General features: G+C 63.2%; 16 protein-coding genes. 4 read left to right on the top strand and 12 right to left on the bottom strand.

Translation table 11 applies throughout. The features are described from left to right. Positions 1-235: 235 nt before the first annotated feature. The 4 genes from B4C31_RS00590 to B4C31_RS00575 form a co-directional block, all read right to left on the bottom strand. On the bottom strand, positions 236-1,204 hold the full coding sequence (locus B4C31_RS00590; RefSeq protein ID WP_291530904.1) for a family 43 glycosylhydrolase: 969 nt from the start codon (positions 1,202-1,204) through the stop codon (positions 236-238). A 74-nt stretch (positions 1,205-1,278) separates the two neighbouring features. Continuing rightward, entirely contained in the window at positions 1,279-2,112 is an 834-nt protein-coding gene (locus B4C31_RS00585; RefSeq protein ID WP_291530936.1) for a carbohydrate ABC transporter permease, read from the bottom strand. Between the two features lie 47 nt (positions 2,113-2,159). Continuing rightward, the gene (locus B4C31_RS00580; protein WP_291530903.1) at positions 2,160-3,113 is read right to left on the bottom strand and encodes a carbohydrate ABC transporter permease; all 954 of its coding nucleotides are present in this window, start codon (positions 3,111-3,113) and stop codon (positions 2,160-2,162) included. Between the two features lie 225 nt (positions 3,114-3,338). Next, a complete protein-coding gene (locus B4C31_RS00575) occupies positions 3,339-4,583 on the bottom strand; it encodes an ABC transporter substrate-binding protein (protein WP_291530902.1) in 1,245 nt (414 codons plus the stop codon). A 263-nt stretch (positions 4,584-4,846) separates the two neighbouring features. Here B4C31_RS00575 and B4C31_RS00570 point away from each other — a divergent pair, with 263 nt between their 5' ends. Next, positions 4,847-5,860, top strand: coding sequence for a LacI family DNA-binding transcriptional regulator (locus B4C31_RS00570; protein ID WP_291530901.1), 1,014 nt, complete (start codon positions 4,847-4,849; stop codon positions 5,858-5,860). A 4-nt stretch (positions 5,861-5,864) separates the two neighbouring features. Here the strand turns inward: B4C31_RS00570 and B4C31_RS00565 are convergent, their stop codons facing one another. Further along, on the bottom strand, positions 5,865-6,821 hold the full coding sequence (locus B4C31_RS00565) for a TatD family hydrolase (RefSeq protein ID WP_291530900.1): 957 nt from the start codon (positions 6,819-6,821) through the stop codon (positions 5,865-5,867). 529 nt (positions 6,822-7,350) lie between these two features. Here B4C31_RS00565 and B4C31_RS00560 point away from each other — a divergent pair. Continuing rightward, the gene (locus tag B4C31_RS00560; RefSeq protein WP_291530899.1) at positions 7,351-8,394 is read left to right on the top strand and encodes a LacI family DNA-binding transcriptional regulator; all 1,044 of its coding nucleotides are present in this window, start codon (positions 7,351-7,353) and stop codon (positions 8,392-8,394) included. 177 nt (positions 8,395-8,571) lie between these two features. Next, positions 8,572-10,617 (top strand): glycoside hydrolase family 31 protein, encoded by a 2,046-nt coding sequence (locus tag B4C31_RS00555; RefSeq protein ID WP_291530898.1) that lies wholly within the window; start codon positions 8,572-8,574, stop codon positions 10,615-10,617. A gap of 106 nt (positions 10,618-10,723) precedes the next feature. Here B4C31_RS00555 and B4C31_RS00550 read toward each other — a convergent pair whose 3' ends face one another. Both B4C31_RS00550 and B4C31_RS00545 read right to left on the bottom strand, forming a co-directional pair. Then, positions 10,724-12,097: an ATP-binding protein gene (locus B4C31_RS00550; RefSeq protein WP_291530897.1), complete on the bottom strand. Its 1,374-nt coding sequence runs from the start codon at positions 12,095-12,097 to the stop codon at positions 10,724-10,726. A 391-nt stretch (positions 12,098-12,488) separates the two neighbouring features. Beyond that, on the bottom strand, positions 12,489-13,859 hold the full coding sequence (locus B4C31_RS00545; protein WP_349679113.1) for a glycoside hydrolase family 27 protein: 1,371 nt from the start codon (positions 13,857-13,859) through the stop codon (positions 12,489-12,491). Positions 13,860-14,107: 248 nt separating this feature from the next. On the opposite strand from B4C31_RS00545, the gene B4C31_RS00540 reads away from it, so the two are divergent. Beyond that, positions 14,108-15,172 (top strand): glycoside hydrolase family 43 protein, encoded by a 1,065-nt coding sequence (locus tag B4C31_RS00540; RefSeq protein WP_291530895.1) that lies wholly within the window; start codon positions 14,108-14,110, stop codon positions 15,170-15,172. A gap of 102 nt (positions 15,173-15,274) precedes the next feature. Here B4C31_RS00540 and B4C31_RS00535 read toward each other — a convergent pair whose 3' ends face one another. From B4C31_RS00535 to B4C31_RS00515, 5 genes are all read right to left on the bottom strand, one after another. After that, on the bottom strand, positions 15,275-16,246 hold the full coding sequence (locus B4C31_RS00535) for an AraC family transcriptional regulator (RefSeq protein WP_291530894.1): 972 nt from the start codon (positions 16,244-16,246) through the stop codon (positions 15,275-15,277). A gap of 4 nt (positions 16,247-16,250) precedes the next feature. Continuing rightward, positions 16,251-18,434 carry a glycoside hydrolase family 127 protein gene (locus B4C31_RS00530; RefSeq protein ID WP_291530893.1) on the bottom strand — a complete coding sequence of 728 codons (2,184 nt, stop codon included), beginning with the start codon at positions 18,432-18,434 and terminating at the stop codon, positions 16,251-16,253. A gap of 295 nt (positions 18,435-18,729) precedes the next feature. Further along, positions 18,730-19,539 carry a hypothetical protein gene (locus tag B4C31_RS00525; RefSeq protein WP_291530892.1) on the bottom strand — a complete coding sequence of 270 codons (810 nt, stop codon included), beginning with the start codon at positions 19,537-19,539 and terminating at the stop codon, positions 18,730-18,732. Positions 19,540-19,654: 115 nt separating this feature from the next. Then, on the bottom strand, positions 19,655-20,974 hold the full coding sequence (locus tag B4C31_RS00520) for an ATP-binding protein (protein ID WP_033507050.1): 1,320 nt from the start codon (positions 20,972-20,974) through the stop codon (positions 19,655-19,657). A 466-nt stretch (positions 20,975-21,440) separates the two neighbouring features. Beyond that, positions 21,441-23,246, bottom strand: a complete 1,806-nt coding sequence (locus tag B4C31_RS00515; protein ID WP_291530891.1) for an ABC transporter ATP-binding protein — start codon at positions 23,244-23,246, stop codon at positions 21,441-21,443.

Genomic DNA, 23,246 nt, shown 5'->3' with positions numbered 1-23,246 from the left:
TCACTAGTACGAGAAGCGGCGCCGATTTTCGACGCCGCTCCCCTGCACTGCTGGATAGTCTATACGGTTCCTTCACCTTTTGCGAATCGAATTGTGAAGACGACCCCGGAAACCGTTGTCCCGCAACGGTTTCCACACTCCGGAAACACACCGCGACCATACGCGAAACGCCGCCGCGGGACGACAGGAATCCATCGTTCCGCGGCGACGCGGATATGCACCGTGTGGCGCGTGGTCAGAACGACAACGGCCTGACGTACGACCCGACCTGCGGCCGCACGACCTCCAGCGTGCCGTCGGCGTTGTGCATCAACGGTGCGAACACCACCTCGCGATGGCACCCGTCGCCCCCCGACCAGCGTCCCGCCGGATGGTACGCGAAGCGATGGTAGGCGATGATCCACTCGTCGGTTCCCGGAATGTTGACGATATTGTGATGCCCGGTACCGTACAGGCCGTGCGCCGGGTCCTGCTCCAGCAGCGTGCGCGGCTCGCTCCACGGCCCCTCAAGGCTCGGTCCCATCGCGTATTTCACGCAGTACTCCGGGTCGCGCGCGTCGTTCTCGCTCCACGAGGCGTAGTAGATGCCGTTGCGTTTGTGAATCCAGATCGCCTCACGGAAATCGCCGGGGATCCAGGAGAACGCGCGGTTGCGGTCGAAGCCGAGGCAGTCGCTGTCGAGCGGCGCAACCCACGCCCGACCGTTGCCCCACAGGAAATACCGGGTGCCGTCGTCCTCCACATATACGCCGGGGTCGATCGTATGGCAGTCGAAATCACCGCGACGCACGATCGGTTCGGGTTCGGCGAGGAACGGACCATACGGGGTCTCGGCCGTAGCGGCACCGATCTGGTTTCCCGCGACGAAATAGAACACGTAGCGGCCGTCTGCGGCACGCACGATGCTCGGCGCCCAGGCACCGTTCTCGCCACTCCACCACGGCACGTCACGCAGGTCCAACGCGGGGTAGCGCTCCCACGTCGCCAAATCGTCGGAGACGTACACGCTGAACACGGTGGTGCCCCAGTCGTCCACACCGTCGTCGGTGCAGTACAGGAAGTACCGCCCGTCGAAGATCGCGAGGTTCGGGTCGGCGCAGTAGCGGCGCAGGGGGTTGGTGTTCAGCCGGGTGTCGTTGACGCGGTGGGGCAGGTCGCCGCGCGCGGCCTGCGCCAGACGCGGCTGTTCCATGGCAATGGTCATGTCATGTACTCCTTGTATCGGTCCGCCCGCCGCCCGCGGAAGGAAGGGGACGGACGGCGGGCGGGACGGTTCGTTCAGCCCTTGACCGAGCCGGCGACCAGGCCGGCCACGATCCACTTCTGGCAGAAGATGAAGAACACGAACACCGGCAGCAGCGCCAGCACCGTGATCGTCATGAAGCTCGGCCAATCGGTGGAGAACTGGCCGACCGCGTTGTACACCTGCAGGACGATCGTGCGCAGATCCGAGCTGGAGATGAACACGTTCGCGTTCATGAAGTCGTTCCAGGTGCTCATAGTCTGGAATACGACCACGGTAGTCAGGATCGGCTTGATCAGCGGCATGACGATGTTCCAGAAGATGCGCAACGGTCCGGCGCCGTCGATGCGGGCAGCCTCGATCAGCTCGAACGGCAGCGAGCGCATGTAGCCGACGATCAGGAAGTAGCAGAACACAGCGCCACTGAGGTAGATGATGATCAGACCGGCAAGCGTGTTGACCAATCCCACCTGGGCCTCCATGCGATACAGCGGGATCAGCGTGGTCTGCGCGGGCACGATGAAGGCGACCATAAGGATGGCGCCCACCGCTGCGGTGAATGTGGATTTGCGCAGGATCATGCCGTAGGCGGCGAGCGCACCGACGATGACCTGGATGGCCACGCCGAAGAACGTGACGATCAGGGTGTTGATCAGCGAGCGGACGATCGGCACCGTCTCGAACGCGTCGATGTAGTTCTCCAGCGTCCACTCGGCCGGCAACCCCAGCGGGTTGGCGTTCATGTCGGGAATCGTCTTGAACGTGTTGATGACGATGTACCACAGCGGCACGGCGCACAGCAGGGCCAGGGCGATCATCACCACGCTGGTGATGACCGAGCCGATACGGCGGCGTGTGGTGAAGTTCATGCCGGCACCCTTGGGCGCGGGAGCGGAGATCTTGCCGTCGACGCTCATCACTGGAACCTCCTCGAAATCAGGTTGGAAATGCCCATCTGCAGGAACACCACGATGCCCGTGGCGATGAAGAACAGCACGGCCAGAGCGGAACCGATGCCGTACTGGGACTGGCCGATGCCCTGCTGGATGATCGACTGGGTGACCGTGTACGTGGAATAACCAGGGCCGCCCTTGGTCATCGTGTAGGGCAGGTCATAGACCTTCAGGCCGCCGGACATCAGCAGGAACGTCGAGGTGACGATGCCCGGGGTCAGCTGGGGCAGCGTGATGTGGACGAATTGCTGCAGGGGGCTGGCGCCGTCGACCCTGGCCTGCTCGTACAGGTCGGCCGGAATGGCCTGGAGGAAGGCCAGGTACAGCGTGGCGTGCCAGCCGATCTGGGCCCAGATGGCGATGAAGATCACGCAGAACTTGGCAAGCGCGTTGTTACTCAGCCACGGGACCGGATCGATGCCGAACGCCGAGAGCACGGAGTTGACCACGCCGCTTTTCATCGGCGAGAAGATGTACTGCCAGACCATGCCCATGATGGCCAGGGACGGCACGGAGAAGAAGAAGAATACGGAGCGGACGAAATTGCATCCGACGAACTTCTTATTCAGGACTACGGCCAGGGGAATGGCGAGCGCGGTCACGCCGATCATGACCACGACCGCGTACAGGATGGTGAACCCGAGACCTTCCAGGATGGAGGAGTCGGCGAACACCTTGGCGTAATTCTCAAGGCCGACCCAGTTCATGTCCATGCTGTACCCGTTGAAGTCGGTGAACGAGAAGTACAGCGTCTGCACCAGCGGCACGAGGAACAGAATGACGAACACCGCCAGGATCGGCAGCAGGAACCAGAACGAGGTGAGATCCTCCCGCAGGCCCTGCGCCTTGCGACGCTTGCGGTACACCTCCTCGTTCAGGGGCGGCAGCGTCGCCGCGGATTGACTTGTATGACTCATGGTCTCTCCAATCTCAGTAATGGAGTAATGGATGTCAATGGATGGTTCAGCGTCGGAACCATTACGGAGAACGGCCCCCGTACCGTTCCATGGCACATGAATTGCCGTGGGGTCGCGAAACCGGCGCGCCGTGCAGGCGTTCGGCGAGTTCCGCGAGAGAAGTTCAAGACCGGCCGACGCGACCGTGACATATATGTCACGCCGGCCTGGTCCATCGGCGACCGCTTACTGCGCGGCGGCCATCTTGGCGTCGATGTTGTCGGCCCATTCGTCGACAGTGATCTCGCCCTGCACCAGACGCTGGCTTTCGGCCTGCTGAGCGGTGATCAGCACGTCCGGGTTGCTGTAGAAGTTGGTGGACAGGAAGTACGTGCCGGGCTGTACGTTCTGCTGGTACACCGTGGTGTACTGTTCGGTCACCTCGGACTCATAGCCTTCCACGGTGACGGCGTTGCCGTTGGCGGTCTGCTGGTCGAGTGCCCAATCGCTGGCCATGAACTCCAGGAACTTCTTGGCGGCGTCAAGCTTCTCGCCTTCCAGCTTGGAGTAGATGGCGAACGCCGGCGACGGGGAGCCCTGGGCGTAGCTTTCCATGCCCTCCTCCAGGATCGGCATCGGAGCGTAGCCCCAATTCATGTCTGCGTCCTGGAAGGTGCTGAAGTCCCACGGACCGGTGCAGATCATGGCAACCTGTCCGTTGGCGAACTGGGTCTTCATGTCATCGCCGCTGATGCCGACCGTGTCACGGGTCACCAGATCACGCTCGTACAGCTCCATCCAAGCTTCGACGGCCTCCTTCTCATCGGCGCCCGGCGTCTGCGGATCCTCGTCGACAAGCGTGGTCACGTCCACGCCCTCTTGGGCGAACTGCGATCCGAGGAACGCGTCGGGGATACGGCTGAGACCGTCGGCGATCGTCTCCAGATACGGGGTGATGCCGGCGTCCTTGAGATCCTGGCACAGGTCGAGGAACTCGTCCCACGTCGCCGGCGGCTCCTCCACGCCGACCTCGGCGAGCAGATCCTTGTTGTAGACGATGCCCGAGGCCCACGAGGTCAGGGACATGCCGTAGACCTTGCCGTCACGGGAGACGAAGTCCTTGTTGGCCTGGGAGATGTTCTCCATGAACGGCTCGTTGGTCAGGTCGAGCACGTAGTCGTTGTCCATCAGATCGGCCTTGTTCTCGGAGGTGATGATGAACACATCGGGCGCCTGGTTGCCGACGAGGCGGGTCTGCAGGGTCTGGATGTACTCCGGGGTGGGCGGCGAATAGCTGAAGTCGATGGCGATATCCGGATTCTCCTCCTCGAACTTGTCGATGAAGGGCTGCATGATCTGCTCGTTGTCCCAGCTCAGGAAGCTGATGGTGGTTTTGCCCGAGTCCGCGCTGCCGCATGCGGCGAGCGGCAATGCCACGGCGACCGCGGCGACCGCGGCGAGCGCGACCTTGAGATTCCTGCGAAGTGTCATTGGGTCTCCTTTCGTTGCGGGCTTCCGCGCCCATGGTCAGGATGGCAGCCCCGCCGTCCCGTCTCCATTTGAATCCTGAATTGACACGATTCAATTGGCGATGATTCTGTTATACACGCATTGTTGAATCGTGTCAAATCATGGGGTACAGTAGCACTGAACACGGTGTTTCGCCGCCGCAACAACAACGACGGCGGCGACCGCGCAGTACGATGGGACGTATGGCGATCATCGCCATATGAGGAGGGAACATCATGGTCACGATGAGCGACGTGGCAAAAGCCGCAGGGGTGTCCCGGGCCACCGCGTCATACGCGCTGCGCGGCGACCCGCGCATCGCCCCCGCCACCGCTGACAAGGTGCTGCAGGCGGCCAAAACCCTGCGATACACCGCCAACCTGTCCGCACGTTCCCTGCGCTCGGGACGCAACGGCGTCGTCGCCGTCGCCATCTTCGAACTGGACCGGCCCTATCCCTCCGAGATGGCGGCCGCCGTCTCCCGAGAAGCCGCCCGCCGCGACATGCAGACCATCGTCCAGCAGACCTCGAACTCCAAGGACGACGAAATCTCCATCCTCCGGCACGTCACCAACCAACTGTGCGACGGCACCATCTTCAGCCCCGGCAACATCAGCGGCAAGGAGATCCGCGCCCTGATCGGAGGCAAACCGATCGTGCTGCTCGACGACATCTCCGTCGAGCCGGTCTTCGACTCCGTCGACACACCCTGTGAGGACGGGGCACAGACCGCCGTCGCCCACCTGCTCGACATCGGATGCCGCAACATCCTCATTGCCGGCGCCGGCCCGCAGGACCTCAACGCCGGGAACCCACCCATCGGCGTGCGCAGGAAACGCATCGTCGGATGCCGTCGCGCCCTCGAACGGGCGGGCATCCCGCTCTCCGCCGGCATGATGGTGCCGCTGGAGACCTGGGATTCGGAATCGGCACGGACGGCCGCGCACGCCATCGCCGACTCCGGACGTCCCGTCGACGGCGTATTCTGCATGACCGACACCATCGCGTTGGGCCTGATCCGCGGGTTTGCCGACCGTGGGATCCGCGTGCCCGAAGACGTGGCCGTCATCGGGTTCGACGGCATCTCGGAGGGCGAATGCTTCATCCCCTCCCTGTCCACCATCCGCACCGACCTCGACGATCTGGCGCGCAAGGCCATGGGGCTGCTGCTCAAGCGCATCGACGACGAAACCGACGACGCGCCCGTGCGCCTGACCGCCGACTACGAGCTGGTCGTGCGCGAATCCACGCGACGGTAGGCGCTCACACCCCGTACACGGTGCGGGTCACGCGGCGGGTGGCGCGCGCGACCTCGGCTACCGGCAGGTCGAACACGTCCGCCAACGCGGCCAGCGTGTACGGGATCATGTACGGCGCGTTCGTCCGGCCGCGATACGGCATCGGTGCCAGATACGGCGCGTCCGTCTCCACCATCACATGGTCGAGGCCCACAATGCGCGCCGACTCGCGGATGCCGTCGTTGCCCTTGTAGCTCACCGTGCCGGACATGCTCAGGTACCAGCCGTGCTCGCGAGCCACCTTGGCCATCTCCGCGTCGCCCGAATAACTGTGGAACACGGTGAATTCCGGGGCGCCGTCCGCCAGCAGCGTTTCGATGACCTCACGGTGCGCGTCGCGGTCGTGGATCTGCATCGGCAGGTTCAGCTCCTTGGCGAGCGCGATATGGTCGCGGAACGCCTGACGCTGCAGTTCGCGCGCCGAACCGCCTGTGCGGAAGAAGTCCATGCCGGTCTCGCCGATGGCCACCACCTGCTCGGGGTAGGTGACGGCCAGTCGATGCACCTCGGCGAGCGCCTGGTCGAAGGGCACGTCGTGATGCGGCTTGTACTTGAGCTCCAACCCGTCCGGCCCGGGTACACCGCGGTGCCCGTGCAGCACCGACTCGTTGGGGTGGATGGCCAGAGCCGCGTGCACCACGCCGGGATGGTCGAGGGCCATCTGCACGGCCGTCATCAGGTCCGGCAGCTCGCAACCGGAGTCGATGACGCCTTCGATGCCGACGGCCGCGGCCTGGTCGAGCAGCTCGCTGACGCTGTAGACGGGAACCGCCGGCTGCCCCTTCATCTCCGCCTCGTGGCTCATCGCCTTGGAGAAGGGGACGACGGAGGCGACATGCGTATGGTTGTCGATGGTCCGGGCGTCTTCGGGCAGCGGCTCGGGGGCCGGTGCCCAGCTGCGGTCGCGGTGATGCTTGCTCATGGTTCCCCAGTGTAGCCGGGAGGGGGTTCGCACTACCTCGCGATTCAAATCAGGAGGCCTTGATTTTCCTTGCCTCCGTTTTCGAAAGTCGAGGTAGTGCGAACCTCAGTTGGGCATCATCCCACAGCAATGACCGTAAACGACCACGCCAACATCCTGGAACAACATACAGCGTGCCTTGCGGCACGGCAATCCACCGATTCTCTCCTGCAGCCCATCGTCCGTATCCGTCGAAAAGGGAGCGGACAGCTCGTCCCATATTTCATCCACGACATGGAAAGCACAGGCGGAATCCCAGGCATACCGGCACTCCACCAACCGAAACGGACGCCCGCTGAACGCCAAGTCCGCCCACTAAATGACATCCCGTGAGCCCATGACCGAAAACGCGTCGCAACCCAGCAGTCCAACACCATGGGATAGTTCACCGGCCCGGAAACCCCTAAGCTGGAGATACATCGAATCGCCGGGCGGCCCAATGCCCAAAGAATCGGAGTGAAGCTTGGCGACCTAAACGAAAGGAGATGCCATGGTCACGCTCGACGATGTCGCCGCACGCGCCGGCGTCTCGCGCATGACGGCGTCGAACGCGCTTCGCGGCAAGACGGTCGTGCGCCCGGAAACGGCCCGCAAGGTCATCGCGGCCGCCGAGGAGCTCGGCTACCACCCCAACCTTGCGGCGCGCCAGCTCAGTTCGGGACGCACCCATGTCATCGGGCTGACCGTCGCCGACTTCGACCTGATCTTCCCTGCCGCCCTGGCCGCGGCCATCTCCGACCGGGCCCAGGCGCTCGGATACCAGGTCATCGTGCAGCAGACGCGGTTCTCGCACGACTTCGAACGCCGCATGCTGTCCAGTGCCACCAGCCAGATCTGCGACGGCACGATCATCTGCTGGCCCAGTTCCGCCTCCGCCGAGATGGAGACCTTCGCCCGCGACCACCCGCTGGTGCTGCTGGACGGGTTCGGCCTGGAAGGGCGCTGCGACTGCGTGTTCACCCCCTGCACCGAAGGCATGACGGCCGCAATGCGGCATCTGATCGAACATGGCTGCCACAGGGTGCTGATGCTCGGCGGCAGCTATCTGCCGCCGGAACGGTTCGCGGAGGCCGACACCTCCGAACGGCGCCGTATCCGGGGTGCGGCCGAAGGACTGCTGTCGAACGGCCTGCCGTACCGCGCCGAAGACGTCTACCCCTGCGGCTGGACGCGTGAGGCGGGGTACCGCCGCATGCGGGCCATCCTCGAGGAACGCCGCGACTTCGACGGCGTCTGCTGTCTGAACGACCCGATCGCGATCGGCGCGCTCACGGCGCTGACCGACGCTGGGATCCGCGTGCCGCAGGATGTGGCGGTCATCGGGTTCGATGGCGTGGAGGACGGCCGATATCTCTCCCCCGGTCTGACGAGCGTGGCCATCGACCCGAGGCAGGCCGCCGAGGTCTGCCTGGATCTGCTCATCGAACGCATCGGACAGCGGCCGGACGTCCCCACGGATGACGGAACCGCACCGCCGCGGACGATCACCCTCGGGTACCGGCTCGAATCGCGTGGCAGCGGTGAACGCCTGTGATTCGCAGGCGCACCCCTTGATATCGCCGCCCAAGCCACACGTGCTTGCCGCACCGAAATTTTAGCGCTACAATTCACGTGACGACAGGGAATGCATCCCGCGCATCCCGGCGGAGCAGCATCGCCCCGACCGCATAAACCCGCGGACGCATTCCACCCAACACAGCGAAGGAGCTCCATGACCACCTCACCCTTCACCATCGCCGGCAACGCCCTGACCTGGGTCGGCGACGGCGAGACAGTCCGCATCGAACCGTGGGGCGCGAACAGCGTCCGCGTGCGCGCCCGGCTCATGCAACCGATCGCCGACGCCGACTGGGCGCTGCTGCCGCCGCCCGCCGACGCCCCCGCACCGACCATCGTCATCGCCGATGACGGCTCCCAGGCCTCCCTGACCAACGAAGGCATCACCGTGACCGCGCGCATGCCCCGCTGGGACGGCCGCTGCGAGCTGACCTTCACCGACGCCGAGGGCAAGCTGCTGTTCAAGGAGGCCGACGACGGCGGCGCGCTGCGGCTCAAGGCGCGCAAGTACGAGCCGCTGTCCGGCGGCGGCGCCCGCACCACCGTCACGTTCGATGCCGACCCGCATGAGCACCTGTACGGCATGGGCGAGTACCAGCAGCCGGTCATGGACCTCAAGGGCACGTCGTTGGAGCTGGCGCACCGCAACTCGCAGGTCTCGGTGCCGTTCGTCGTCTCCTCGAAGGGCTACGGCTTCCTCTGGCACAACCCTGCGGTCGGACGCGCCACGTTCGCCAAGACCGGCACGCAGTGGCAGGCCGCGGCCTGCGACCAGATCGACTACTGGGTCACCGTGGGCACGATGCCCCAGATCGAACGCCAGTATGCCGACGCAACCGGCCACGCGCCCGTCATGCCCGAATGGGGCCTGGGATTCTGGCAGTGCAAGTTGCGCTACTGGAACCAGGAGCAGCTGCTCGAGACCACGCGCGAGTTCAAACGCCGCGGCATCCCGATCGACCTGATCGTCATCGACTTCTTCCACTGGCCGCTAATGGGCGATTTCCGGTTCGACGAGGAGTTCTGGCCCGACCCGAAGGCCATGGCCGACGAACTGCACGAGATGGGCATCAAGCTCATGGTCTCGGTCTGGCCGCAGATCGACCTGGAATCCGAGAACTATGACGAGATGCGCGCCCACAACTATCTGGCCCATGTGACCTCGGGCAAGGACGTGGGGATGTGGTGGCCGCGCGACAACCAGTTCCTCGACGCCACGAATCCGGAGGCGCGCGCCTTCGTGTGGGGCCTGGCCAAGCGCAACTACACCGACATGGGTGTCGATGCGTTCTGGCTGGACGAGGCCGAGCCCGAATGGGGCGGCGACTACGACTACGACCACTACCTGTTCCATATCGGCCCGGTGAACAAGGTCGGCAACGTGTACCCGCAGCTGTACAACAAGACGTTCTACGACGGACAGCTTCAGATCGGCCGCGAGAACGAGATCGTGAACCTGACCCGCGCCGCCTGGGCCGGCTCGCAGCGCTATGGTTCGTTGGTCTGGTCGGGCGACGTGCACTCCACCTTCGACGATCTGAAGGCACAGATTACCTGCCAGGTGCATATGGGCATGGCGGGCATCCCGTGGTTCACCACCGACATGGGCGGTTTCTGCGGCGGAAATCCGGACGATCCGGACTTCCGCGAGCTGTACGCGCGCTGGTGCCAGTTCTCCTGCTTCTCGCCGGTGATGCGCAACCACGGCGACCGCTCGCCCGCCACCAAGGTCCCCGGCAAGCCGACGTTCGACCGCAAGGGCAACCCGATCGACCACATCCACACCGGCGCGGACAACGAGCCGTGGACCTACGGCGAGGACGTCGAACGGATCGTGCGCAAGTACATCGACGTGCGCGAGACGATGCGCCCGTACACGCGCGACCTGTACGCGCAGGCCCACGCCGACGGCCAGCCGCTCGCCCGCGGCCTGTTCTACGAGTTCCCGGAGGATGAGGCCGCGGCCGACGTGGCCGACGAGTATCTGTTCGGCCCGGATCTGCTGGTCGCCCCGGTGACCGAACTTGGCGCGCGCTCCCGCGAGGTCTACCTGCCCGGCGACGGGTCGACGACATGGACAAACCTGCATGACGGAGCTGAGTACGCCGGCGGTCAGACCGTCACCGTCGACGCGCCGCTCGATGTGCTCCCGCTGTTCGCCCGCAACGGCGCCGACCACGGACTGAACGGCATGATCTGACGCCCGCCCCTTCACGACGGGTCCGGCGCGTAGGCTTCCGCGCGTCGGACCCGTCGCCGGCTCACGGCCGCCCGCATCGTCTGCATCCGCCGTCGGACGCCATCCCTCAGCGCATACCGCGGTCGAACAGTTCGACTGTATCGCCGTCGTCATATGCCCGCAGCAATCGGCGCAGGAGGAACGTGGCAAAATACGGCAACGTCAGCAGACCATCACTGGCTCCCACATTGCTTGCGCCGAGCTTTATCCCGAACTGAATATCCGGGTACGAATCAGACGACAGCAGCGTACGCATGGATTTGGCAGAACCGTTCCGAGCTTTTACCTCCACCGGCACCAGATTATTTCTGGTCCGAATGAAGAAATCCTCCTCCAACGTCGAATTTTCCCGCTTGTAGTAATACAGCCCATACCCACTCTTACGCAGGGCCTCAGCCACGATGCTTTCGTACAGAGCACCCTTATAAACTCCCAGATTACGGTTGGCACGAAGATCGTCACTCGCCTCATCATCCAACATGGATACGAACAACCCGGTATCGGCACAATAAATCTTGTATTTGTTTTCATCGTAGTTCCCCTTCAGCGGCAGCTCGGGAAACGACAGACAGTGGCAGACGTTCACGATGCCAGCCGATTCAAGCCACTCTATACAACCGCGATAGTCTTTGAATCGCGCCCCCCGAGCGACTTTGCTGATCTGGAACTTTTTGTTGTCCTTGGCCAACTGAATCGGGATATGCCTGAACACGTTGAGGATTCTCGCACGATCCATACCGACAGCGTATTTTTGAATATCTTCCTGATAGTCCAGCACAAGCTGGCGTTGCATCTGCAGTGTACCGGCAAATGTGCCACTCGTTATATAAGCGGCAACGACCGCAGGCATTCCGCCCAACGTACAGTAATCAAGGAACAAGGAAAGGAACAAGTCCATCTCGGTGCCCGAAAAGGGCTTCAGATCAACCAAATGAGAGAACATCCCCTCGATGGCATCATCATCGTAGCCTTTCGCCCAAAGAAACTCCTCAAAATCAAGTGAGTGCATCTCATAATCGGTCTTGTAGCCAACACTGTTGCTCTCAATGCGCTGATAGTTGATCCCCAACATCGATCCACTGCAGATGATGTCAAACCGTTTATCGATATGGAAAAACTTCAATGTGGTGGCGATGTCAGGGTAATCCTGTACCTCATCGAAGAAAATCAACGTCTTGTTCGGCACAAGTTTCTTGCCGGGGTCCAGTAAGGAGATATTACGAATCACGTCCTGCACGCCATACCCGTCGGCGGCAATCGAGCGATACTTCGGTTCTTCCACGAAGTTGATTTCCACCACGTTCTCATAATGACTCTTCGCGAATCGACGTATGGATTCCGTCTTGCCCACCTGTCGAGGCCCCTTGACGACCAAAGGCTTTCTACCATCATCGGCGTGCCATTGCGTCAGGAATCGATCTACCTTACGTTGCAGATACATCGAGAATCGGCCTCCTCACGGTGATTCTTCGTCTTCACCCACATTTCATGAGGGAGATTTAAGCAGTTTACCACATTTCATGAGGGAGATTTTGCACAGAAATCACATTTCATGAGGGAGATTTTGCCGTACATTCACGTTCCCGCGAAGAGGATGGAGAACGATGCGGTCGGTTCGGAGCGACGTGGTATAACCGTCATCACGGCCTCCGGGGATATGCGGTAGCGTTCAGTTGGGGGCGCAGTCGGTTGGGAACGTCACCTGATTGCCAGGCAGGATATGCCACCACATCGTGGCATATCCGGCCCTTGCGTCACGTTAGGTTCCCGAGTGAGGGAAACCCCAACTGAATACCGACCCGTCATGAAGCGGACGACCGATCACCCGGGGTTCACTTGGGATCGAGGGCGATCCACAGCACGCCGTGGGGCGGGATGGTGCCGCGGATCACACGGTCGGCCCCCTCGCCCTCGATCCGCACGTCGGCGGGCGCGGCGCCGTCCTCGATGCCGGCGAACAGGTCGGTCAGCGTCCACCGGCCGTCGCGTTCGTCCAGTCCCACAATCGACTGCAACTCGATGTTCCGGCCGAGCTCGTACGCATCGTCGCCGGTCCAGAACAGCGCGGCGTAGTGGCCGCCGTCGTGCGCGGACATCGTGCCGTCGGCCCAGTCGACGGCGTCGGCGGCCCACACGATGAGTTCGCCGCGGTAGGAGTTCTCATCGTCCCAACTGGCGAAGATCCGCTCGCGCACGGTCTCGTGGTTATTGCGGGACCCGGCGGTGACCTCGCGCAGCGCGGGGTTGGCGAGCGCGGCGATGGTCTGAGGCGTGGAGGTGGGCAGGTCGCCGCCGACCATGAGCGGGCTGCGGCCCATGCACCACAGGGCGAGCAATGAGCGGCGTTCGTCGGGGGTCAGGCGGCAGTCGCGGTCGTCGCCGCGTTCGGCACGCAGGCCGATATGGCCGAGCGGGAGCATGTCGGCGTCGGCCCAATGACCGGTGGTCTGAAACGGCGCCCAGCGGGCCAGGCGTGCGAACTGCTGGTAGATGTCCTCCCAGCGGTCCCACAGGTCGTCGGAGATGCGCCACATCTCGGCATTGCCGCGCAGGAAGTCCACGTAGCCGGTGGACACCCAGCCGCCGGGCGACAGCGACAGCGTGATCTCGCGCCCGTACTTGGTTTCGGCCTTGGCGATGGCGCGATGGTAGGCAGCGATCTCGTCGGCGTGGAACGGGGTCTGCATGTCGTCGACCTTGAGGAAGTCGAGCCCCCAGGCGGCGAACTGGTCGATCTGCGCGTCGTACCAGGCCTGCGCGCCGGGATGGTTCTGGTTCAGGCCGTAGTTGTCGGGGTTCCAGACGCATACGTGGTCGAGGTCGACGACGTCGCGGGCCGTGTACGTGGTGCCGAACACCGGCAGGTTGTTCTCGACGGCGATGCGTGGGATGCCGCGCATCATGTGCACGCCGAGTTTCAGACCCAGGGCGTGCACCTGTTCGGCGATCGGCCCGAAGCCGCGGCCGTTGGCCGATGACGGGAACCGCTGCGGGTCGGGCAGCTGCCGGCCGTATTCGTCGAGGATGAGAGGCGCGTTCTCGTTGTAGCCGTGGGCGCGTGCGGTCGGGTCGTACCAGTCGATGTCGATGACGAGCGTATCCCACCCGGCGTCCAGCAGGTGTTCGGCCATGAACCGCGCGTTGGCGAGCACCTCGGCCTCGGTGACGGTGGTGCCGTATGAATCCCAGCTGTTCCAGCCCATCGGCGGACGCCATGCCTTTATCGGTGCGGTCATGTTACTGCCCTTTCCGTCGCGTCGAACACACACCATGCAGGCGATCGGCGGCGACCTGTACGAAAACGTTGTACTATTGCAGTTGATATAGTATCAACGACACCCGTACCACATGCCGACCCGGTCGCATCCGGACGACGGTTCGCCGATGTCGGCCGACCGGCGGCGTCATGCCCGGTATAGTTACGATTCATATTGATACCCCCGAAGGAGACATGATGATCGCTCCGCCCACGGAACCCACCGCCGCCTATCTGTTCGTGCATTTCACCGGCTTGGAGCAGACCGAAACCGACGAACAGCTCTACTTCGCGCTAAGCCGCGACGGCCGCCACTGGCGCGACCTGCGAGAGGCTGGGTTCCCCGTGCTGACCTGGAAGGGCGGCGAAGGTGGCGTGCGTGATCCGCATATCGTGCGCGACCCGCGTGGCGGGTTCCACATCGTCGCCACAGACCTGAGCATCTACCACCGCGGCGGTTGGGGGCCGCACGACGGCGCGACCGAGAACGGCTCCACCGGGCTGGTGATCTGGGATTCGCCCGACCTGTCTCACTGGAGCGAACCGCGGCTGGTCGACGTGGCGTCCAAGATTCCCGGCGCTGGCATGGCATGGGCGCCCGAGGCCGCTTGGGATCCGGACCGCGAACAGTGGATCGTGTTCTGGGCCACCAAGACAAACGCGGACGCCCCCGCGGGCAGCGATGCAGCCGCGCTGAACAACGAGCTGGGCGACCGCACCAACATGTATTACGCCACAACCGCCGATTTCCGCACGTTCTCCGATCCGGTCAAGTGGATCGACCGCAAGAACGTGATCATCGACACCACCATGCTGCGCGACGATGACGGCTGGTGGTACCGTGCATCCAAGGATTCCGAGATCACGATCGAGAAGACCCGCAACCCGTACGCGGTCACGCGTGAGGTGCTGCGCACCGACGACCCGAACGAGTGGAGTTTCGTCGGCACGCTCACCGATCTGCTGGGTAACGGCCGCTATTCGGAGCACTATCTGGAGGGGCCGGAGCTGTTCGTATTCAACGACGCGGACGTGGCGACCGTGAACGGACGCCCGATGCGCTACGGCCTGATGTGCGACCAGTATGCGGAGGGCAAAGGATATACGCCGTTCCGCTCGGCAGATCTGGGGTCGCGCGACCCGCTGGACTGGTCCGTGGCCGACGACATCGACTTCGGCCGGGTCAAGAAGCGCCACGGCGCGATCCTGCCGATCACCGAAGCCGAGTACGAGGCGATCGAGGACACCTTCGCCAACTGATCCGGCGCATCGACGAGACACACCATGCCGATGGCACAGACCGTCGCCCCGCCTCCCGCGCCATCGTCGGCCACCGCCTCATCGCCCGCGAATCCACCGGCCTCACTCCGTGTTGAACAGGCGCGCGGGGAAGGCTTCACGGTATTGGGTCGGCGTCAGGCCGGTACGGCGTTTGAAAACACGCATGAAATACTTAGGGTCGTCGTATCCCACCTCGGCGGCGATATCGGTCACGGGGCTGGTGGTGGACGACAGCAGTTCGCGCGCCCGATCGATCCGGTATTCGGCGATCTGTTCGGCGACGCCGATGCCGAACACCCGCCGGTACAGCGAGGTCAGGTAACTGGGCGTGTAGTGGAACCGTTCGGCCACACCAGCCACGGTGACATCCTCATACGCGTTCGCCCTCAGCCATGCGCGTACCGACCGCATGGCCGCCAGCCCGGAATCCGATGTCCGCCCCGATCTCCGCGCCCGCTCCTGCGCCGAGACCTCCAGCAACAGGCTGGTGGCGAAGTAATCGCAGTACGCGTTACGGTATGGGCCGAATTCGGCGAACAGATCGACCATCTGGGCGAACATGACGGACAGTCGATCCGGATTCGCGACCTCGGCCAGATCAGGCAGGACAAGATACCGGTCATCCTTCGGCAGCGCACTGCCGGACATCATGGGATGCAACCCGTCATCGCCGTTTCCTCCGACCGCGCGATGCCCTGCATCCACCTCCGCTGCCGTGTCTATGCCGACGGCACACCCCGCAACCGTCCGGCCGGCATCGGCCTGCGCAACGGCACACACCGGCAATCGGAAATGCATCCAATAGAACTCCAAGTCGGCAGTGATGGACTCGGTGCCAGCATGCTCCACGCCGAGCGGGAACAGCGCCACCTCATGCGCGGCGACATGCATCCGGCGCTCCCCGACGTGGATCGGCAACACACCGCGACGCACGAACACCAGTTCATGCTGGTCCATCGTGCGCCGCATATGCCGCCACCCCGGACCAGACACAAACCGCCCGACCGACTGGAACGCCACCGGCCCCTCCAGCCGCCCAACCATCACCGCCATACGCTCACACATGCAGCCAGACGGTCATCTCGGTCTCTCCGCGGTTGGCCCAAGCGAAGTACGGAATCAGCGTGATCGACGCGGACTCGCGCTCAGCCGGATGCCAAGCGGCATACAGCGAGCCGCCGGCAGCACTCCGAACGTCACCGGACTCACGCCAGCCGGGAACTATCAGCCGGACGATGTCGCGATCGACGGACTCGACCTCACCGGTTCCACGCTCATCCAGACCTTCGGCTCCGGCGTGAAACTTGGTCCGCTCGATGCGCACTGCGTTCGGGTCGGCTGCAACTGCCGCAGCGTCCACGTGCAACAGGTACAACGCCGCGCCGTTATCGATGCCCTCTGCGCAGTACGTCACCGGTCCGCGCATGAACGCCACCTTGCCGGCGTCCTCGCGCACATTCGGGTTCGCGGCGAGCATCCGCACCGGCATTGGGAAGTCGAACGTCACCGTATCGCCATCCCGCCATTCGCCGGTGAGGTACAGGTAACCGTCATGCACCTCGCGCGACAGGCGGCCGTCGGCCTCCTCGACGCGAATCGCGTCGGCCGCCGCCTCGCCGCCCGCCCAGGACGGCAGGCGGAAGGCCAACGTGGCAGTGGTCACAGCATTGGCAGGCATGTCCGATTTGTCCGCAATCCGCACCACCGCACGGCCGTCGCCCCGCCACGGCAGGTTCGCGTCCATCACGAGCGCCACCGGCCGCCCGCCAAGCTCGACCGTTGCCTCACCACCCATGTACAGATGAGTGTACAGGGTGGACGAATCGTCGCTCACCGTATAGGCGTACTGCTGGATCGACTCGACGATGCGGGCGATGTTCGGCGGGCAGCAGGCGCATCCGAACCACTTCTGACGCACGGATTTCACGTGGAACTTGCGCTCGTCGCGGTGGCAGGCGGTCGGGTCCACCTCCAACGGGTTCACATAGAAGAAGCTCTTGCCGTCCATCGCCATGCCCGCCAGCACGGTGTTGTACAGGGCCAGCTCCATGACGTCCGCATATTCCGACACCGGGCGGATCTCAAGCATGCGGCGGGCGAAGAATGCGAGCGCGATCGCCGCGCAGGTCTCCGAATACGCGGTGTCGTTCGGCAGGTCGTAGTCATAGGAGAACGCTTCGCCGATGTGCGTGCCGCCGATGCCGCCGGTGATGTACAGCTTGCGGTCCACGATGTTGCGCCACAGCCGATCGCATGCGGCCAGCAGGTCGGGGTCCCCGGTCAGGCGGGCCACGTCGGCCACGCCCGAGTAGAAGTAGGCGGCACGCACCGCATGTCCGACGGCCTCAGTCTGCTCGACGACCGGCTCGTGCGCCTGATAGTAGGCGTACGGCTTGGGCAGGTTCGTGTTCGGTTCGACCGCCGTGCCGTCGAGTTCGGCGCGATGACGGTCCTCGGCCTCGAAATACAGCGGCGAACGTCCGCGTTCGGTGACGAAGTAGCGCGCCAGGTCCAGATACCGGCGTTCACCGGTGGTCTCGTACAGCCGCACAAGCGCCATCTCGGCGATCTCATGCCCCGGATAGCCGCACAGTTTGCCCTCGTCGCGTCCGAAAACGGAGTCCACGTAGTCGGCGAAACGGCAGGCGGCCTTGAGCAGCTTGTCCTTGCCGGTTCCCTGGTAGTAGGCCACGGCGCCTTCGACCAGATGGCCCAGACAGTACAGTTCGTGGTGGTCCTTCAGGTTGGTGAACGCGCGGTCCATGCCGTTGAGGATGTAGTAGGTGTCCAGGTAGCCGTTGTCCAGCTGGGCGTTGCAGACGATGTCGATGGCGGCGTCGGCAGTGGCCTCCAGCTCGGGATCAGGGTGCTGCGCCAGGCTGTAGCCGACCGCTTCGATCCACTTGGAGAAGTCTGAGTCCTGGAACACGAAGCCGTAGAACGCGTCCGGATCGGGGTGTGCGGGATCCTCCGGCAACGCCTCGAAGCCACGGAACGTGTAGGTCGGGGGCACGAACGCCTTGCCCTGGGCGGCCTTAGACGCGTTCTGGCGCGCGGCAGCCTTGAAGTTGTGCATGCAGTAGCTGGGGGCGGCGCCGGGCACGTTGTCGTTCAGCGCGTCCCACTGGAAGGGGATGACCGCGGTGCGCACCAGCTCCTGTTCGGTGTGCCAGAACGCGTCGGTCACGGTGACGCGGAACACCTCCAGCGGACGGCTGTGTTGTGCGTTGTGCTCTTGCATGGGGTTTCCTTCCTTACAGGTGCATTCCGGACGCGGATGCATCGGTTCGCGCATCATATTCCAGCATGGGATGCCGTCCACGATAGCGAACATGGCCACCGGCAGCAGGTGGACAAATCGTCGATGCGGTGGACTGTACACGCCGATGCGGAATCATCGTCGCACATCCTGCGTCAGCGGACAACTCAACTGGACTCCGTCAATCCACCATCGCCGGCAATCGCCGAGGGCCCGGCACCCACTGAACGAGCCGGAACCCAGTAACCGGAGGCGTCTGGTCCAGACACCTCGGAAATCAAGCGAAATCGAGGAATTCCACGAACGCCCGCGGGTATTCCACGCCGGTCTCCTGCACGTTGGAAAAGCACAGCACCGCGTCTTCGGGCAGGTCGCCGTCCGCCGTCCATTCGGCGGAACGGTCCAGGTCGAGTCCCTTGAGCGGCAGCCAATCGCCCTGCGCATCCTTCACACCGGAATCGACCGTGATCCCCGCCGATTCAAACGATTCGATCTGGTCTGCGGGCAGCACCTCCTCCAGCGCGGACGTCAATCCACGCTCGCACAACTCCCGGAATGTCTCCTCGTCGGTGACGATGGTATTCACCTGCCCGACGGACGCCATCGTGAACAACCGCGAGCTGCCGTCCACCATGCCGCCGCTCACGCCGGTTTCCGTGATGGTGAAGTTCGCGTCGTAGGTGACCAGCTCGGAGTCCAGCTCGGCATCGGCCACGAACCGCTGTTCCAAAGCCTCCATCGGTTCGGTGTATTCCTGCGGCATATTCACGCCGGCGATGTACAGCAGCGGATCCGACGGCTGGGTGACCAGATTCACCACGAACGCAATCACCGCCACCACGGCCGCCACAATGGCCACGGTGGCACCGAGGAAATGCTGGGCAAAGAACGGCCACTTGTCCTTCATCGGCAGTTCGCGCAACGTCTGCCATTTCGACTGCTTGGCGTAGGTGTTCTCGCTGGCCAGCCCGGCCAGCGCCTCCCGCTGCTCTTCGGTAAAGACGATGCCCTCGCGCGCACCGGGATCATCGTGGCGTTCGGCGCCATCTGACGTACCGGCCATATCATCGTCGTTCCGCTCCGACATCGAGCACCTCCATCCCACCATGGTGACCATATGCGTTCCCGCTCAGTCTACACCGCCGTCCTCGGCGTATGCCGAATGCGCGAACCCATGGGCGTCGTACACTTATCAGCGCCGCTCACACGCCCAACGTATCCAGTGGAATAACCTGCACGCCATCGTCGCGACGGTATGCGAAGCTCCCCACCCCCACGATGACGGCCTTCACCGAAGCAGGACGCTGCCCCCGTTCGCTCATCTTACGATCAAGCCGCAGCACATTGGCGGCTCCCTCATCAATCTGCACGGCACCCAGCTTCACCTCGAACGCACCCCACGTCCCGTCCCGCATCTCCACGATCAGATCCACTTCCAGACCAGAATCATCCCGGTAGTGCATCACCTGCGCATCCATGGCACGGGCATATACCAGCACATCATGCGTCACCAATGATTCGAACAGGAACCCCAACGTCTTCGGATCGGTCCGCAACGTTTCCGCGGTACCGCCGATAGCCGCCGCAGCCAGCGAAGGGTCGGCCAGATGCCGTTTCATGGCCGCGCGGATGCGCACCGGCGAACGCAGGGCAGGCCGCCATGCAGGGATGTCCTCAATAACGTGCATACGGTTCAACGCACCCAGATAGTCGTCCAGCGTCGTTTCGGACAATGCAACCGGGCCGCGTCCTCCCCTGCGCTTGACACCTTTGCCCTCGGCGTCCTCGGGTAGATATTCGGCGGTATCCCGCAGCAACGCTGCCTTGCTGGACAACGTAGCCTCGTTGCGTCCCAGTGAGGTCAGCACCCGACGGATCCTCGCAGGATCACGCGCCGCGCCGTCGACCGCAGACAAGTCGTCATCCGCCACAGCGTCAAGATAGCTGCGGGCCGTCAATTCGGCGTGGTAATCGTCCATCCCCAGATTCGCGGGCCATCCGCCGCGCACCACAAGCGAAGCTATCCTCTCCAGGTCAAGGCTGGAATTCGCCGTATATGATTCGCCTGCGAACAATCCTCGTAACGAAACTTTGCCGCAGGACACTCCTTGCTCCATCAATGTCATGGATGACATGTGCAGCCGGGCAATGCGCCCGGCACCGCTGTGCATCGGCCGTTGCGCCGCTCTCGGCGTGGCCGATCCAGTCAGCAAGAAACGCCCGTGCCCCACACTTCTATCGCACTCGAACCGCACAGCATCCCACAATGCGGGAGCTTCCTGCCATTCGTCAATCAACCGCGGCTCCGCACCTTCCAACGCAAGCGCGGGATCAAGCTGCGCGATACTCCGGTTACGGAAGCTGCCAGAGGGGTCAGCAAGGCTGAACTGCGAAGCCGCATGCTGACTGGCCGTTGTGGTTTTGCCGCACCATTTCGGCCCCTCGATGCAGACCGCCGGAAACGCTTCAAGATAGTCACGGACAGCAGCGTCCACGATGCGCGGAACATATGACTCCGACATGACCCCTCCCTTGCCACGACTGCGCACACCGGGTGGCTCCTAGCACACATCCTACACATGAGAACAATGCAAACTTGCTTTTTCAACTATTGTACTATGGTTTTTTCGAATGATTCACTAAGGCTTTTTCGAATTAGTCAGACTGGATTTTACAAATGATTCAGACCCGATTCTTCGAACATCACGGCATATTCGGATAACGGTAGGTGTTAATCTCGCCTCGTTCCACAACTGGCGAAATCGAACCGGAGCGGCCAAAGTCCCTCGCCAGCAACGCGTCTCCTTCCGCCCTCAATCTTCCTTCACTGGGCGGGTTGACGCTTCAGTGGGCGCCCCACAGCCGAGACCCGGCCCGTTAATCCTTGCAATATCAAGGCGCCTCGCGGAGGAAATCCCCCGCTAGGCGCCCACTGAAGCCATCATCCGCCCACTGAAGCGATGTTCCGTTCCAGCAGGGAGCCAAGGCTCACAGATCCGCGTTGTGTGCGGCGCGGATCATCGCGTACTGCGACTCGTACAGGCGGTAGTACGCGCCCTTCTGCGCCAACAGCTCATCATGCGAACCGTGTTCCATAATCTGCCCGTGGTCGATGTAGAAGATCTCGTCCGCATTCTCGATGGTGGACAGGCGGTGCGCGATGATGAACGAGGTACGCCCCTTGAGCAGGTGGTTCAGGCCCGCCTGCAGCGCCTCCTCGGTGCGGGTGTCGATATTCGACGTGGCCTCGTCCAGGATCAGGATCCGCGGATTGGCGAGCAGCACGCGCGCGAACGCGATGAGCTGGCGCTGTCCGGCCGACAGCGTCGAGCCGCGTTCCTCCACCACGGTGTCGTACCCGTCGGGCAGTTCCATGATGAACTCGTGGGCGTGCACGGCCTTGGCCGCGGCCTCGATCTCTTCGTCCGTGGCGTCCAGCTTGCCGTAGCGGATGTTCTCGCGAACGTTGCCGGAGAAGATGAAGGTATCCTGCAGCATCACGCCCATCTGCCGGCGCAACGACTCGAGCGTCACGTCGCGCACATCGTACCCGTCGATCGTCACCGACCCCTCGGAGACGTCGTAGAACCGGGAGAGCAAGCTGATGATCGTGGTCTTGCCGGCACCGGTGGGGCCGACCAGCGCAATCGTCCTGCCCGGCTCCACATGGAAGTCCACCAGGTTCAGGATGTTGCGGCCACCCTCCTCGTAGCGGAACACCACGTCGTTGAAGTCCACGCGACCGCGGATCTGCGGCAGGTCGCAGGCGTTCTCCTTGTTGCGGATCTCCGGCACCACGTCCAGTGTCTCGAAGATGCGCTCGAGGTAGGCCGAGCAGGTGATCAGCTGGTTGTAGAAGTTGCCGATGTTGATGACCGGGTTCCAGAAGTTGTTCGCGTAACCCACGAACGCGATGAGTACGCCGGTGGTCACGCTCACGCCGCCGAAGCCCATCACGCCCACGTAGTAGATGAACGAGATCGTCATGACGGAGATGGTCTGCACGCCGGGCCACATGAGGAACTGGATGTGCACCGCGTGCATCCAGGCGGTGCGCTGGTCGGCGTACTGCTCCTGGAAGGTCCGGTACTGGGCCTGCTCCTGAGCGAAGGTCTGCGTGGTCTTGACGCCGGCGATCGACTCGTGGATGTAGGCGTTCAGGTTGCTCTGCTTGTTGGAGAGCTTCTGGTAGGCCTTGCGCTGGAAGTACTGCAGCACGCGCACCCAGATGATGAGCACCGGGAACAGGATGAGGCTGAACAGGGCCAGCCGCCAGTCGATCACGAACATGACCACCAACGTGATCAGGAACGTGAACACATCGGAGATCACGTTGATCAGGCCGGAGGAGAGCGTGTCGGACAGCGTGTTCACGTAGTTGACCACGCGGATCAGGATCTTGCCGTGCGGACGCGAGTCGAAGTAGCTGAACGGCAGGGTCTGGATGTGGGTGAAGATGTCGCGGCGCATGTCCTTGAGCATCAGCTGGCCCACGCGCGTGATCGCCACCGTGCGATACCGCAGGCAGAGCTCGAATACGACGATCGCCGCCAGGAACACACCGCCCAGGATCAGCAGTCCGGTCATATCTCCGGCCGGGATGATCTGGTCGATCATGATCTTGGTCATGTACGGGATGGACACGGCGATGCAGCTCATGAAGATCACGACGGCCAGGATGCGGAACACGTCGGCCTTGTAGGGCTTCAGATAGACGCCGATGCGCAGGATGTCCTTGAGGTTGATCTGCTCCTCAAGCGCCTCGTCCTCGCGGTAGGTATTGCGTTGTGCCAT

The sequence above is a fragment of the Bifidobacterium sp. UBA4282 genome (genome assembly GCF_002394995.1).
Taxonomy (GTDB): Bacteria; Actinomycetota; Actinomycetes; order Actinomycetales; family Bifidobacteriaceae; genus Bifidobacterium; species Bifidobacterium pullorum_B.
The sequence above is the reverse complement of the archived record's forward strand: the minus strand, read 5'-3'. Positions and strand labels throughout refer to the sequence as shown.

Coding starts and splice junctions, on each gene's coding strand:
- B4C31_RS00580 (WP_291530903.1), bottom strand. CDS start 3,113: ATGAGTCATACAAGTCAATCCGCGGCGACGCTGCCGCCCCTGAACGAG.
- B4C31_RS00575 (WP_291530902.1), bottom strand. CDS start 4,583: ATGACACTTCGCAGGAATCTCAAGGTCGCGCTCGCCGCGGTCGCCGCG.
- B4C31_RS00550 (WP_291530897.1), bottom strand. CDS start 12,097: ATGTATCTGCAACGTAAGGTAGATCGATTCCTGACGCAATGGCACGCC.
- B4C31_RS00525 (WP_291530892.1), bottom strand. CDS start 19,539: ATGTCGGAGCGGAACGACGATGATATGGCCGGTACGTCAGATGGCGCC.
- B4C31_RS00560 (WP_291530899.1), top strand. CDS start 7,351: ATGGTCACGCTCGACGATGTCGCCGCACGCGCCGGCGTCTCGCGCATG.
- B4C31_RS00535 (WP_291530894.1), bottom strand. CDS start 16,246: ATGGCGGTGATGGTTGGGCGGCTGGAGGGGCCGGTGGCGTTCCAGTCG.
- B4C31_RS00515 (WP_291530891.1), bottom strand. CDS start 23,246: ATGGCACAACGCAATACCTACCGCGAGGACGAGGCGCTTGAGGAGCAG.
- B4C31_RS00570 (WP_291530901.1), top strand. CDS start 4,847: ATGAGCGACGTGGCAAAAGCCGCAGGGGTGTCCCGGGCCACCGCGTCA.
- B4C31_RS00565 (WP_291530900.1), bottom strand. CDS start 6,821: ATGAGCAAGCATCACCGCGACCGCAGCTGGGCACCGGCCCCCGAGCCG.
- B4C31_RS00540 (WP_291530895.1), top strand. CDS start 14,108: ATGATGATCGCTCCGCCCACGGAACCCACCGCCGCCTATCTGTTCGTG.
- B4C31_RS00530 (WP_291530893.1), bottom strand. CDS start 18,434: ATGCAAGAGCACAACGCACAACACAGCCGTCCGCTGGAGGTGTTCCGC.
- B4C31_RS00545 (WP_349679113.1), bottom strand. CDS start 13,859: ATGGGCTGGAACAGCTGGGATTCATACGGCACCACCGTCACCGAGGCC.
- B4C31_RS00585 (WP_291530936.1), bottom strand. CDS start 2,112: ATGAACTTCACCACACGCCGCCGTATCGGCTCGGTCATCACCAGCGTG.
- B4C31_RS00590 (WP_291530904.1), bottom strand. CDS start 1,204: ATGACCATTGCCATGGAACAGCCGCGTCTGGCGCAGGCCGCGCGCGGC.
- B4C31_RS00520 (WP_033507050.1), bottom strand. CDS start 20,974: ATGTCGGAGTCATATGTTCCGCGCATCGTGGACGCTGCTGTCCGTGAC.
- B4C31_RS00555 (WP_291530898.1), top strand. CDS start 8,572: ATGACCACCTCACCCTTCACCATCGCCGGCAACGCCCTGACCTGGGTC.